Consider the following 14,419-nt stretch of genomic DNA (forward strand, 5'->3'; position numbering starts at 1 on the left):
GTCCGCTGCCGCTGCCTTTTGCTTCGCTATATCCGTTTCATCTTCCGCATCCGCACTTTCAGCTTTCGCCTGTTTTCGGGCCAAAGCTACAGCCTTCGCCTTGGCAGCTGCCGCTGCCTTTTGCTTCGCTAAGTCTTCCTTTTCACTCATCTATATCACCCGCTTTCCGGTTTTCGCCTCGTAACGGATTTTTTCTTTTAACTTATTGATTCCATAAATAAGTGCAGCTGGGTTTGGGGGACAACCCGGTATATATACATCGACAGGTACAATTTGATCTACCCCTTTGACCACTGAGTATGAGTGAACATAAGGCCCACCAGCAGTTGCACAGGATCCCATTGCAATTACCCATTTAGGTTCTGGCATTTGTTCATATAATCTGCTTATTATTGGAGCCATTTTTTTCGTTACAGTTCCTGAAACAATCATGACATCCGATTGTCTGGGTGATGTCCGAAAAAATGATCCAAATCGGTCCAAATCATAATGAGAGGAGCCGACACCCATCATTTCAATTGCACAGCATGCCAAACCGAAAGTCATTGGCCAGAGTGAGTTACTTCTAGCCCAGCCTTTTATTTGTTCAAGTGTGGATAAAAAAATACTGTGTCGCATTTCTTCCATTTCTGCAGGGGTAAGTTCATCTAATTTCAATTCCACTTTAACACCTTCTTTTTCCAAGCGTAGATTAGCCCTAGCATAAGGATCAGGACAAAAAACAGCATTTCAATCAATGCAAACAGTCCGAGTTCATCATAAGCGACCGCCCATGGGTAAAGAAAAACCGTTTCTACGTCAAATATGACGAACATCAATCCGAATAGATAATACCTGACATTGAATTGAACCCGTGAATCCTGAAAAGGATCGATTCCACTTTCATAAGTCGTATATTTCATATCTGTCGGTTTATAAGGCCTTAGCAGTCTACCAAGAAATAAAGCGATCACAGGCAATAAAATGCCGAGACAAAGGAAAACAAATACAATTAAATAATTATTTTGGTAAATATGCAGCTGTCCCATGTTCATCTCCCTTTATGGATAAATCATGTTAAATGGGTTAAATTTAGATTTGCTTGTCTTCTTTTTGGATACCTTTTAAATATTATGCAGGGTGACATTCTTTTAGAAGCAACGTGAAAGGAGGGGGTATGAAGCAATAATTGTAAGCGTATACATTATAACATTAGGCTAAAAGCATGTCGACGAGTTAAGGATTAAAATGGAAAATACTTTACTCTACAATTCGACTTTTTTTTCATTCTACAACCTTTTTTATTAAATATTACTATCCTCAAAAACCTTTTGGTTAAAAAAAACACCTAATCTTACCACAAATGGCTCGATCAGGTGTTTTCATCAATTAAAGTTATCGCATTTCTGCAATTTGGATTCGGTTGATGGCACGTTTAAGCGCTAAATTAGCTCTTTTGGCATCATTTGATCCATCATTGTTCTGCAATCTTTGTTCAGCACGGGCTTTTGCTGCTTGAGCACGTGCAAGATCGATAGTTTCAGCTCTTTCAGCAGATTGAGCTAAAATGGTTACCACATCAGGGCGAACTTCTAAGAAGCCACCATTTACAGCTACATAGTCTGTGTTGCTTCCATTTTTAAGACGGACAGCACCAATGGTAAGCGGGGCTACAGTTGGAACGTGTCCAGCCATGATTCCCAGCTCACCGCTTTTAGCTTTAGTGCTTACCATTTCAACTTCTGCATCATATACTGGGCCATCGGGAGTAACAACATTGACTTTAATGGTCTTCATTTCATTCCCTCCTAGGTCCCTTTAATTAAGCCATTTCTTTTGCTTTAGCAACAACTTCTTCGATGCGGCCAACTAGACGGAAAGCATCTTCAGGAAGTTCGTCATATTTTCCAGCTAGGATATCTTTGAATCCTTGGACTGTTTCTTTAACTGGTACATAAGATCCTTTTTGACCAGTAAATTGTTCAGCCACGTGGAAGTTTTGTGACAAGAAGTTTTGAATTCTACGGGCACGGCCAACGATTACTTTTTCGTCTTCGCTTAACTCGTCCATACCCAAGATCGCAATAATATCTTGAAGTTCTTTATATTTCTGTAAAGTTGATTGAACTTGACGAGCTACTTTATAGTGCTCAGCTCCAACTACTTCTGGGCTAAGAGCACGAGAAGAAGAAGCCAATGGATCAACTGCTGGGTAGATACCCATTTCAGAAAGTTTACGCTCAAGGTTAGTTGTTGCATCTAAGTGAGCGAAAGTTGTAGCTGGAGCCGGATCCGTATAGTCATCGGCAGGTACATAGATCGCTTGAATAGACGTAACAGAACCTTTATTAGTTGATGTGATACGTTCTTGTAATTGACCCATTTCTGTAGCAAGGGTTGGTTGGTAACCTACCGCTGAAGGCATACGGCCTAGAAGGGCAGAAACCTCTGAACCTGCTTGAGTGAAACGGAAGATGTTATCGATGAAGAAAAGAACGTCTTGTCCTTGTTCGTCACGGAAATATTCAGCCATTGTCAAACCACTTAGAGCTACACGCATACGTGCACCTGGTGGCTCGTTCATTTGTCCAAATACCATCGCTGTTTTCTTAATAACACCAGAATCAGTCATCTCGTAGAAAAGGTCATTTCCTTCACGAGTACGCTCACCTACACCTGCGAATACAGAGATACCGCCGTGCTCTTGTGCGATGTTATTAATAAGTTCTTGGATAAGTACAGTTTTACCAACACCGGCACCACCGAAGAGACCGATTTTACCACCTTTGATGTAAGGTGCAAGTAAATCTACTACTTTAATACCAGTTTCAAGAATTTCAACAGTTGTTGATAAGTCCTCAAAAGTTGGTGCTTGTCTGTGAATTGGATCACGACGTACTTCTGCTGTAAGTGGTTCAAATAGGTCAATGTTTTCCCCTAATACGTTGAAAACGCGGCCTAGAGTTACTTCACCTACAGGAACGGAAATTGGAGCTCCTGTATCAACAGTCTCTGCACCACGAGTTAAACCATCCGTGGAAGACATTGCTACAGTACGAACTGTATTATCACCTAGTTGAAGGGCTACTTCAAGAGTTAGTCCTGTACCAGACGCTGTATTTTCGATTCTTAACGCGTTATAGATCTTAGGAAGTTGTCCGTCTTCGAATTTCACGTCAACAACCGGACCCATAACTTGAGTAACGCGTCCTATATTCATCGTTTTCCCTCCTAACGTTGCTTATAACGACAATCAAGTTTATGGAACGGCCAAGCATCGTCCGAGCCGACCGTCCCTTTAATAATTTTATTCTAAAGCTGCTGCACCGCCAACAATTTCCGTGATTTCTTGAGTAATTGCGGCCTGACGTGCACGGTTATATTGCAATGAAAGTGAATCAATCAATTCTTTCGCATTATCGGTTGCATTTTTCATTGCAGTCATACGTGCAGAGTGCTCACTTGCTTTACCATCTAACAAAGCACCATAAATTAAACTTTCTGCGTACTGAGGTAGTAATACCTCAAGAATTTCTTCTGCATTCGGTTCAAATTCATAAGAAGTCAATGCTGTATTGGAAGTATTAAAGTCAGCTAACGGAAGGACTTGCTTTTCCGTTACTTCCTGCTGGATTGGGCTGACATAATGGTTATAGTACATATAAAGCTCATCACACAGTTCATTTAGATACAAATTAACTGTTGATTTTGCAAGGGAGCTAATGTCAGCGAAAGACGGCTGATCAGGAACCCCAATTACTTCAAGCTCTACGTGCATATTACGGCTGACAAAGAAATCACGGCCAACCCTTCCGATTGCGATAATGACGAACTCATCATTGGATTTATGGCGTTCAAGAATAGTTTTATGAACGTGGCGAAGGATACTGCTGTTGTATGCTCCTGCCAATCCGCGGTCCGATGTGATTACCAGGTAACCGGTTTTCTTCACTGGACGTGAAACAAGCATTGGATGAGATGCATCCGTGCTTCCGTTCGCAATACTTGATACTACTTCTTGAATTTTTTCCATATATGGAACATATGCTTTTGCATTAGCTTCAGCACGGTTCATTTTAGAAGCAGATACCATCTGCATCGCTTTTGTAATTTGACTCGTCTTTTTCGTTGAAGTAATCCGAGACTTAATATCGCGTAAAGAGGCCATTCATTCTCACCACCCTTTATAAATTAGTTAGACCTTATTATTCAGAAATAACGAAGTTCTTTTTGAACTCGTTAATTGCAGCAACGATAGCAGCGTCTTCAGGAAGACCTTTAGTTGTGCGAATGTGATCTAATAATTCTGGATGAGAACGATCTAGGAACACATAGTATTCTTCTTCAAAACGAAGGATATCCGATACTGGAATATCATCTAAATGACCTTTAGTTAATGCATAGAAAATCATGACTTGTTTTTCAACTTTAATTGGTTTATTTAGATCTTGCTTAAGAACTTCAACTGTACGAGCACCACGGTTAAGTTTTGCTTGAGTAGCAGCATCAAGATCAGAACCGAATTGAGAGAATGCTTCCAATTCACGATAAGAAGCTAAGTCTAGACGTAATGTACCAGCAACTTTTTTCATCGCTTTAATTTGTGCAGATCCACCAACACGGGATACGGAAAGACCAGCGTTAATCGCAGGACGTACACCTGAGAAGAACAAATCAGATTGTAAGAAGATTTGTCCATCTGTGATGGAAATAACGTTTGTTGGAATGTAAGCAGAGATATCGCCTGCTTGTGTTTCAACAAATGGAAGCGCAGTGATTGAACCGGCACCTAAAGTGTCATTCAATTTAGCTGCACGCTCAAGTAAGCGGGAGTGCAAGTAGAATACATCCCCTGGGAATGCTTCACGACCTGGAGGACGGCGAAGAAGCAAGGAAAGTTCACGATATGCTGATGCTTGTTTAGAAAGATCATCATATACCACTAAAACGTGCTTGCCAGCGAACATAAACTCTTCACCAATAGTCACACCAGCATATGGAGCTAGGTATAAAAGTGGTGCTGGTTGAGAAGCTGATGCAGATACAACAATTGTGTAATCTAGTGCACCATTTTTACGTAGTGTCTCAACTGTTCCACGAACTGTTGATTCTTTTTGACCAATAGCAACATAAATACAGATCATGTCTTGGTCAGCTTGGTTAAGGATTGTATCGATCGCAACTGATGTTTTACCAGTTTGACGGTCACCAATGATTAACTCACGTTGTCCACGTCCGATTGGCACTAAAGCATCGATAGCTTTAATCCCTGTTTGTAATGGTTCATGAACAGATTTACGGTCCATAACACCTGTAGCAGGGCTTTCGATTGGACGAGTTTTTGTTGTAGCGATTGGACCAAGACCATCCAAAGGCTGTCCTAGCGGATTCACGACACGTCCGATTAATTCTTCTCCAACTGGTACTTCCATGATTCTTCCTGTACGGCGTACTTCACTGCCTTCTTGAATGTCTCTGAATGGTCCAAGAATAACAACACCTACGTTATTTTGCTCAAGGTTTTGTGCCAATCCCATTGAACCATTAGAAAATTCTAAGAGCTCCCCAGCCATTGCATTATCTAAACCATGAACGCGTGCGATACCATCACCAACAGTGATAACCGTACCAACATCGCTTACTTTAATTTCCGACTGATAGTTTTCAATCTGCTTTTTAATCAGCGCACTGATTTCTTCAGCTTTGATGCTCATGAATTTCACCCCTATCTGTGAATATTAACCTAATAGTTGTTTGCTAAGGCGATCTAACTTACCGCTAATCGTCCCGTCATAAATGCGGTTACCGATTTGTAATTTGATGCCGCCAAGGATATTGCTATCCGTAATATTAGTAATGCGTAAATTTCTTTTGCCGATTTTCGCTGCAAAAGATGAAGACACAGCTTCCACTTCCGTTTCAGTCAATGGACGTACTGTATAGACCGTTGCATCAGCTACTGAGTTTTCTTCATTCGCAAGTTCAATGAACTCTTGTGCCATTGCTGTCACTTCATCTGTACGATGACGCTCCACCATCAACATCACAGTGTTTTGAACGGAAGAAGAAAGGCTTGCAAATGCATTTGCAATCAAAGCTGCTTTTGCATCTTTAGTCATTTTAGGATGAGCCAGAAAGCTTAATAGCTCATTATCATTTGTAAAAACTTCATTCACTATGCGAAGCTCTTCTTCAAGTTGGTTAATGAGATTTTGCTCTTTCGCAATTTGGAAAAGGGCAACGGCATAACGCTTTGCTACTGTTATATCGCTCATTTCCCTTCTCCTGCCTCTTGAATGTAGTCATTAATCAATTGCTCTTGATCTGCTTCGGATAATTCTTTTTCTATTACTTTAGAAGCAATAAGTACGGATAAAGATGCCACTTGCTCGCGTAATGCCGTAATGGCTTTTTCTTTTTCCTGTACGATTTCACGCTTAGCTGTTTCTTTGACGCGTTCAGCTTCAAGACGTGCTTGATTCACGATCTCTTCACGCTGTGCTTCACCTTGAAGTTTCGCGTTTTCTATAAGTTGTCCCGCTTCAGTGCGAGATTGTTTTACGATTTCACGTTGTTCTTCTAAATATTTAAGTGCTTCTTGTCTGCTAGCTTCAGCTGCTTGAATTTCATTTGCAACATGTTCTTCACGTTGAGTCATGATGCCCATTAGAGGACCCCATGCAAATTTCTTCAGCAACGCTAACAAAATGATAAACATTACTAATTGGTATAACATGTCTCCGCCATTAAAGCCATGAGACGTTGACCCAAGTACAAAGCTGCTTGTTAACACGCTTGGTTCACTCCCTTCACGAGTTTCACTTCTTAAAGCGTTCATTATATATGAACTTTAGAAAACTATGCTCTTAAACTGTATAAAAACAGGATTGTGGACATAAAGGAAAGGCGAAGGTTCACATGGAACGAACTTCGCCATTTTTGAACTTTTTAAAGGTTCTATTAACCACCATATACCATAAACGCAATTACTACCGCGATGATAGGCATCGCCTCAACTAAACCTACCCCGATGAACATTGTTGTTTGAAGCATACCGCGAGCTTCTGGTTGACGAGCGATACCTTCTACTGTTCTTGAAACGATAAGACCATTACCAATACCTGCACCTAGTGCTGCTAAACCAATTGCAATTGCTGCTGCAAGAAGACCTACTGAACCTGTCATTATAAATATCCTCCTTAGATTGTATCAAAATTTATTATTTTTTTAGTTCTAAATGAACTTATAATTAATGGTCGTCACTGACTTTATGAGACAGATAAACCATTGTTAACGTGACAAAGATAAACGCTTGGATGCTACCGACGAAAATACTATAGCCTTGCCATACTAATGTAGGCACAATTGCACCAATAAATCCGGCAGCTCCACTAAATGCTAGAGATCCCGCTAATAGACTCAGCAAAACTTCACCAGCATAAATGTTACCATATAGACGCAGACCAAGTGTCAAGGAGTTTGTAAATTCCTCTACAAGTGTCATTGGGTTTTTATAAGCTTTAAAGTAACCCTTGGCGCCTTTCATTTTTATAGCATAATAATGCGTTAAACCTAAAACCATGACTGCAAGAGTCAATGTGATAACTGGGTCGGCTGTTGGTGATTTCCACCAAAGCACACCATCGTAACTAATTGCAAACGGAAGACCTAGCATATTGGACACAAAAATGTACATCAGCAAAGTCATACCAAGCAGTTGAAACTGACCACCTGTTCTCCAGTCCATGTTACTATTAATAATACCCTTAACGAAATCCATAATCCATTCCATGAAGTTCTGCATGCCAGTTGGCTTCATTGCAAGCTTACGTGTACCAAGCACAGCAAGTATGAACACAACTAGGCTGGCAACTGTAATCATTAGGACGTTACTCAAGTTAAAGGTAAGACCCATAAATTCTTGTAAGGGTGCTTCATGATTCAACTATATTCACCTCTCTTCCCCGCTATCGACGTATTAATTGGATGAAAAAATCTATAAAAATGACAATATAAGCTGTCATTAATCCCCATACAACACTTATCAGATGAAAATGCTCCGGAAATTCCAATGCAATGAGTACCGCTAGACCTGCGGATGCCATTCGAGTCATCGTCCCAAGAGATTTTGTTTTCTTTCCTTCATCGAGCGCCTGACTGAACTTTTTCATTTTCTGATTGATCAGCCATAAATTGTATAAACTCAAACTCGTACCCAGTATAAGCCCAGCAAAAACGGCTTGATAACTCGTAAGTCCCCATCCAACAACATAAACCGCCAGAAGAAAAATTATATATTTACTCTGCCTGTTGAACATGATTTTCATTTCTGGCATTTTTCATTTAATCTCCTGAGAAATATTTTCGTACTGAATGAAGCATTGCTTGTAAACCTAGCAAGTCCACAAAGAAGGCCAATTACTAATAGCAGCGGTTCGAATCTTAGGTTCTGGCAAGTAAATGAAGATACCGAACAAAACTGATCCGACTATTTGAGAAAGAATCGCTGACATCAAAGTCATAGCCATTTTAGACGGCAAATCATTTGACGCAAGTTGCATCCTCGCGGTTGAATTTGGTGGAGGATAGAAAACATTTCATGCTGTAAAAATCTGCATGCCGGGCTACTGAAAACCCTCTCATTTTACATCCTTTGTTAGCATACAATAGGCTAGAATCAATGTCAATGAGTGGTTAGTGAAATTTGTCACAGGTTTGTAATTATTAACGAATTGTTCACAAATTATCTTTTTTCTTCTATTGACATCCGTTTTATTTTACTTATTGTCATCTGTTCACTCAATAAGTAACGTCTTTTCTATCCGATCTTCCCTTCCGCCCCTTCTCGCAAATATTATCGCTTTATACACTCCTTTAGGCGGCAAGTCCTTTTTCAATACATCTTTTTTGATCAAACCGGAAGGTGCCGATTTCGACCAATCCAAATATCCAGCGAATTTCAAGCTATCTTCCTCATAAAGGGCAATACCGAATTCCTCAGCCCCCCGCGGAAGGTACATTTCGTATCGATATGTGCCAGCCCGGTCCCCTTGGCCAAAATCAAATCCCATTACCCTTGGATAATCAGGCTCTTCTTTTACATATAAATAAGGAAGTGATATTCTTTTGGTTCCTTCCATTATTATGAGGTATCCATCAAAGACTCCTTTTTTAAGCTCGGCTGGGTTGACCTGCAGTCCCACTTTAATCTGTTTCTTTTCCTTTGGATTCAATGTAAGGGATTTCGGCAATTCCCAAGTGAGCCCCGTCTCTTTTAATGGGACCATAAAAGAGTACTTCCTCATTTTCGTTCCGGTATTTTCTATGACTATCGTTTCATGATGCTCTTCAATTCCTTCTTTCTTTGCATACATCCCAAAGGACAATGAGCTAGGATTCAAGAGCGTGTCCGCTTTTAATGCTTCGTCGACCTGAATGCGTCCAGCCCCCTGTTCGTATGTGTGATAAAATTGATTCGCAGATTTCCTCAATGGCTTGGAAGTGCTCATCAATGCAGATTTCACTTGATCAGGATTCCAATCCGGGTGTTTTTGCAGGATTAATGCGACTGCTCCTGCAACATGCGGTGCGGACATACTTGTTCCATCCAAGGACATATATCCTTTAGGAACGGTGCTTTCAATTTCCACTCCCGGTGCCAATACGTCAGGCTTTATTCCCCATGATACGGTTACCGGGCCCCTTGAGCTAAAATCCGCGAGCCTATCCTGCTCGTTCTTATAAACAAATTGAACGGTTTTGCTTTGCCCTTGCTCCATGATTTGCTTAAGCTGCAATCCATCTCTTCTATTAATAGAAGCAGCTGGGATGTTCATTTCCTTTTCCAAGCTTCCAGTAAAGGTACCGCTCGTATTATTATAAACAATTACCCCCTTTGCACCTGCCTTTTCTGCATTGGATACTTTCTGCTGGAAGGTAAGTGTGCCACGTTCCATCAAAACAATCTTATCCCGAACATGTTTCAGGTCTTTTTCATTACCCAGTCCTCCATATATGACATCCTCGGAAAACGTCAGGTTCCATTTTTTAGAGCCTTGAAACAAGGTTAAATGCGATTGATGCTTTTTCGATCCAAGTCCGTAAATCATATACGGAACCCTTAAGGGAGGAGTCGATGCCCCAACGGAAATCGCTTTTTCCGCTGTTCCGGGTGAGCCGACGGTCCATACAGCCGGACCGGAATTCCCATTTGATGTCACGGCAACTATGCCGCTTTCCACAGCCTTATTCAATGCAAGGGAGATAGGCAAATCAGGGCCATTGACGTTATTGCCAAGAGAGAGGTTCAATACATCCACCTTATCCTTCATGGCTGACTCAATAGCCGTCAAGACTTGATCCGTATCTCCTGCTCCACCTGGTCCCAAAGCTCGATATGCATATATCTCCGCCTCTGGTGCGACACCTTTCATTTTTCCATTGGCTGCAATGATGCCTGCCACATGAGTACCGTGTAATGTATTCAGGTCGCCTTGATTTTTAGTTTCCATCGGGTCTTCATCACCATCAACCAGATCCTTCCCACCTTTATAAGCTCGTTGTAAATCTGGATGTGTATAATCGATGCCAGTATCGATTATCCCTACTTTTACCCCTTTCCCGGTTATCCGGTGATTCTCCTTATCAAAGAACCCCCTGGCCCTGCCTCCTCCTATGTACGGGACACTTTCATCCAACACGGCTTGATAAACGGATACTTCCGTTACAGCCTGAATTTCGTCCTCCTTTTTAAGTTGTTCTATCTCATTCATCTTCCCATGAAGGGAAAATCCATTCAGGGCAACCGAATAAACATTCCGTAATTGAAGGGATGGATATTTTTCAAGCAGTTTTTCGATCTTTTTCCGTTGAAACGCCTTATCCATCGTGACAACAACCGTTACTTCCTTAGATTCTGATAGTTTTGGTAAAGGCGGCAGAATGACGGATGCCAATCCCTTTTCATTTTGATAAATAAATACAAAAAGGAAAACAAACACTAGAAACGTTTTCTTTCCCAATATAATCATCCCCTTAGCAGTTATCTTTTCTCAACAACCTTGGAGTATGCAAATAAAAAAAGGAAAAGCGCATGGCTTTTCCTTTTTTATGAGTCAAATCTAGTTGGTGGCATATTTATTTGCTTAAAATAGTAACGGATGGCTTCAGCTATGCGGACCGAAGCGTTTCCGTCCCCATATGGATTTGAAGCTTTGGACATTTTTTCATGCACCTCTTGATCCGTGAGCAATTCATGTGCCAAATTATAAATGGTTTGTTCATCAGTACCCGCCAATCTTAAGGTTCCAGCCGCAATCCCCTCAGGACGTTCAGTCGTATCCCTTAAAACCAGGACAGGTACACCAAGTGACGGTGCCTCTTCCTGGATTCCTCCAGAATCAGTCAAAATCAGATAGGCTCTTGAAGCGAAGTTATGGAAATCCAAAACATCCAGCGGCTCGATCAAATGAACCCGCGGATCGTCGCCGAGAATTTCGTTCGCCAATTCCTGTACAAGTGGGTTTAAATGGACAGGATATACCACTTGTACATCATCATGCTCAGCAATGATTCTCTTCACGGCCCAGAAGATATTCCTCATGGGTTCACCTAGATTTTCCCTGCGATGGGCGGTAAGCAAAATGAGCCTGTCTTTACCGAGTCCATTTAAAACCGGATGGGAATACGCGGACCGCACAGTCGTTTTTAAAGCATCGGTTGCCGTATTTCCCGTCACGAAGATATTATCCTTCTTATTTTCCTTAAGTAGATTCTCCTCCGCTTTCGAAGTCGGCGCAAAATGCAAATCCGCCATCGTACCGGTAAGCTGTCGATTCATCTCTTCCGGATAGGGGGAATACTTATTCCAGGTGCGCAGCCCTGCTTCAACATGCCCAATGACAATCTGATTATAAAAAGCAGCCAGACTTGCGACGAACGTTGTGGTTGTATCTCCATGTACAAGAACGATATCAGGCTTAGCTTCCTTCATTACGGAATCAAGACCATTTAATGCTCTTGTTGTAATGTCAGCAAGCGTTTGCCTTTCCTTCATTATGTCCAAGTCATAATCCGGCTGAATGGAAAATAGTTCGAGAACTTGATCTAACATTTGGCGATGCTGAGCCGTAACAGCAACGATCGGCTTGAAATGTTCTGGGTGTTTTTGAAATTCGAGTACTAAGGGAGCCATTTTGACAGCTTCTGGTCTCGTCCCGAAAATGGTCATGACTTTTATCGGTTTGTTCATTCGTGACACCTCAGCTTCTTTCCTTATTTTGTGCCGAATAAACGATCTCCTGCGTCTCCAAGACCTGGAACGATATAACCATGTTCATTCAGTTTTTCGTCAAGGCCAGCAATATAAATATCAACATCAGGATGGGCTTCTTTTAATGCGTCCACACCCTCTGGAGCTGCAATCAAACACATGAATTTAATATTCACTGCACCGCGCTTTTTAATGGAATGGATCGCTTCGATGGCTGATCCGCCAGTGGCTAACATCGGGTCAACGACAATGCATTCCCTTTCTGCCAAATCACTTGGCATTTTCGCATAATATTCAACAGGTTTCAATGTTTCAGGATCACGGTAAAGACCAACATGTCCGACCTTTGCAGCAGGAATCAGCTTAATGATTCCGTCCACCATCCCTATGCCTGCACGTAAAATCGGGACGATTCCCACTTTTTTACCAGAAAGCATTTTCACTTTCGCCGTGCTTACAGGCGTTTGGATTTCCACCTCTTCCAGCGGCATATCCCTCGTGATTTCAAATGCCATCAATGAAGCGACTTCATCCACTAGTTCACGGAATTCTTTTGTTCCTGTATTTATATCACGTATATAGGCTAATTTGTGTTGAATTAACGGGTGATCGAAAACATAAACTTTTCCCATTTAGCATCTCTCCAATTCCATTGCTTAGTTTTGCGCTTTTTTATGATTTCCCTAATCGAATAGAAAAATTTTCGTGTCTTTTTAAATTCACTTCAACCTATTTTACAGAAAAACGTTTCAATCTTCAATAAAGGTTTAGATGTCAGACCATTTTCACTATTCGGATTCTTCTCACATACTGACTCCCATAAGGTATAAAAAAACCGCTCCCTTTAGAAGGAAGCGGCTCAAGAATATTACAATGAAGGATATAATTCAAATTTGTTCGCTAATGATTCAACACGCTGTTTTGCTTCTTCAAGTTTAGCTGCGTCCTCATTATTTTTCAAAACAAGTCCGATGATTGCAGCTATTTCATCCATGTCTTCCAAGCCGAAGCCACGTGATGTCACTGCCGCAGTCCCAATACGAATACCACTTGTAACGAATGGTTTTTCCGGGTCATAAGGAATCGCATTTTTGTTAACGGTAATACCGATTTCATCCAAAACATGCTCTGCGATTTTTCCCGTTAATCCAGTAGAGCGGACATCAAGAAGAATCAAGTGATTGTCCGTTCCATCAGAAACAAGTGTGAACCCTTCTTTCTTCAAACCTTCGCCCAAACGTTTAGCATTGTCGATGATTTGCTGTGCATACACTTTAAAATCATCTTGAAGCGCTTCTCCGAATGCAACAGCCTTAGCGGATATTACATGCATCAATGGACCGCCTTGAATTCCAGGGAAGATGGATTTATCAATCTTCTTACCGAATTCTTCTTTACAGATGATCATTCCCCCGCGTGGCCCGCGAAGTGTTTTATGAGTAGTTGTCGTTACAAAGTCAGCATAAGGAATTGGGCTTTGATGTAATCCTGCCGCAACTAAACCTGCGATATGCGCCATATCGACCATTAAATAAGCACCGACTTCATCTGCAATTTCACGGAATCGCTTGAAATCAATTTCCCGTGGATATGCACTTGCACCCGCTACGATCAATTTCGGTTTGTGCTGACGCGCTTTTTCCAATACATCATTGTAATCGATACGGTGATCTTTTTCGTCTACACCATATTCAACGAAATTGTAGTTAACACCACTGAAGTTAACTGGACTTCCATGTGTTAAATGACCTCCATGCGAAAGATTCATTCCAAGCACTGTGTCGCCGGTTTGAAGCACTGTAAAGTAAACGGCCATATTAGCTTGAGCTCCAGAGTGCGGCTGTACGTTCACATACTCACCGCCGAAAATTTCTTTCGCACGCTCACGTGCTAGATCTTCAACGATGTCTACATACTCACATCCGCCATAGTAACGTTTTCCAGGGTATCCTTCTGCATACTTATTAGTTAAGACCGACCCTTGCGCTTCCATGACAGCTTCACTCACGAAGTTTTCAGAAGCAATAAGCTCAATTTTACTTCTTTGACGCCCTAATTCCAGTTGAATTGCGTTAAACACTTGCTCATCTTGCTTTGCTAAACGATTCATTCCGTAATTCCTCCTCAAATTGTGCGTGATTCGCTTTTTAGTATTTATGTGCAACATGC

At 41.4% G+C, this 14,419-nt stretch carries 15 protein-coding genes; all 15 read right to left on the reverse strand.

Features of this window, described 5'->3' with window-relative positions; all coding sequences use genetic code 11:
* Nucleotides 1–150: 150 nt before the first annotated feature.
* The gene (locus ACIQZD_RS16215) at nt 151–627 is read right to left on the reverse strand and encodes a NuoB/complex I 20 kDa subunit family protein (protein WP_170946902.1); all 477 of its coding nucleotides are present in this window, start codon (nt 625–627) and stop codon (nt 151–153) included.
* A gap of 26 nt (nt 628–653) precedes the next feature.
* Nucleotides 654–1,028, reverse strand: a complete 375-nt coding sequence (locus tag ACIQZD_RS16220; RefSeq protein ID WP_137017336.1) for an NADH-quinone oxidoreductase subunit A — start codon at nt 1,026–1,028, stop codon at nt 654–656.
* A gap of 346 nt (nt 1,029–1,374) precedes the next feature.
* Nucleotides 1,375–1,776, reverse strand: coding sequence for a F0F1 ATP synthase subunit epsilon (locus ACIQZD_RS16225; protein ID WP_048685840.1), 402 nt, complete (start codon nt 1,774–1,776; stop codon nt 1,375–1,377).
* 25 nt (nt 1,777–1,801) lie between these two features.
* Nucleotides 1,802–3,199 carry a F0F1 ATP synthase subunit beta gene (gene atpD / locus ACIQZD_RS16230; protein WP_377394418.1) on the reverse strand — a complete coding sequence of 466 codons (1,398 nt, stop codon included), beginning with the start codon at nt 3,197–3,199 and terminating at the stop codon, nt 1,802–1,804.
* 87 nt (nt 3,200–3,286) lie between these two features.
* Nucleotides 3,287–4,147, reverse strand: coding sequence for a F0F1 ATP synthase subunit gamma (locus ACIQZD_RS16235; RefSeq protein WP_402904521.1), 861 nt, complete (start codon nt 4,145–4,147; stop codon nt 3,287–3,289).
* 37 nt (nt 4,148–4,184) lie between these two features.
* Complete coding sequence (atpA, locus tag ACIQZD_RS16240; RefSeq protein WP_377394422.1) at nt 4,185–5,693, reverse strand: F0F1 ATP synthase subunit alpha; 1,509 nt, start codon at nt 5,691–5,693, stop codon at nt 4,185–4,187.
* Between the two features lie 24 nt (nt 5,694–5,717).
* Nucleotides 5,718–6,254 carry a F0F1 ATP synthase subunit delta gene (locus ACIQZD_RS16245; protein ID WP_101223834.1) on the reverse strand — a complete coding sequence of 179 codons (537 nt, stop codon included), beginning with the start codon at nt 6,252–6,254 and terminating at the stop codon, nt 5,718–5,720.
* A complete protein-coding gene (atpF, locus tag ACIQZD_RS16250) occupies nt 6,251–6,772 on the reverse strand; it encodes a F0F1 ATP synthase subunit B (protein ID WP_048685855.1) in 522 nt (173 codons plus the stop codon). The genes ACIQZD_RS16245 and atpF overlap by 4 nt, the downstream gene beginning before the upstream one ends.
* Nucleotides 6,773–6,939: 167 nt before the next feature.
* Nucleotides 6,940–7,164, reverse strand: a complete 225-nt coding sequence (atpE, locus tag ACIQZD_RS16255; RefSeq protein WP_048685857.1) for a F0F1 ATP synthase subunit C — start codon at nt 7,162–7,164, stop codon at nt 6,940–6,942.
* A 64-nt stretch (nt 7,165–7,228) separates the two neighbouring features.
* The gene (gene atpB / locus ACIQZD_RS16260) at nt 7,229–7,924 is read right to left on the reverse strand and encodes a F0F1 ATP synthase subunit A (RefSeq protein WP_137017338.1); all 696 of its coding nucleotides are present in this window, start codon (nt 7,922–7,924) and stop codon (nt 7,229–7,231) included.
* A 22-nt stretch (nt 7,925–7,946) separates the two neighbouring features.
* Complete coding sequence (locus tag ACIQZD_RS16265; protein WP_048685860.1) at nt 7,947–8,315, reverse strand: ATP synthase subunit I; 369 nt, start codon at nt 8,313–8,315, stop codon at nt 7,947–7,949.
* Nucleotides 8,316–8,774: 459 nt separating this feature from the next.
* Nucleotides 8,775–11,000, reverse strand: a complete 2,226-nt coding sequence (locus ACIQZD_RS16270) for a S8 family serine peptidase (RefSeq protein ID WP_402904524.1) — start codon at nt 10,998–11,000, stop codon at nt 8,775–8,777.
* A gap of 86 nt (nt 11,001–11,086) precedes the next feature.
* Entirely contained in the window at nt 11,087–12,229 is a 1,143-nt protein-coding gene (gene wecB, locus ACIQZD_RS16275) for a non-hydrolyzing UDP-N-acetylglucosamine 2-epimerase (RefSeq protein ID WP_402904526.1), read from the reverse strand.
* A 23-nt stretch (nt 12,230–12,252) separates the two neighbouring features.
* A complete protein-coding gene (gene upp, locus ACIQZD_RS16280; protein ID WP_101223839.1) occupies nt 12,253–12,882 on the reverse strand; it encodes a uracil phosphoribosyltransferase in 630 nt (209 codons plus the stop codon).
* A gap of 236 nt (nt 12,883–13,118) precedes the next feature.
* The gene (locus tag ACIQZD_RS16285) at nt 13,119–14,360 is read right to left on the reverse strand and encodes a serine hydroxymethyltransferase (protein ID WP_053536892.1); all 1,242 of its coding nucleotides are present in this window, start codon (nt 14,358–14,360) and stop codon (nt 13,119–13,121) included.
* Between the last annotated feature and the right edge of the window lie 59 nt (nt 14,361–14,419).

It is taken from the genome of Peribacillus sp. NPDC096447, from assembly GCF_044762725.1.
GTDB lineage: Bacteria > Bacillota > Bacilli > Bacillales > DSM-1321 > Peribacillus.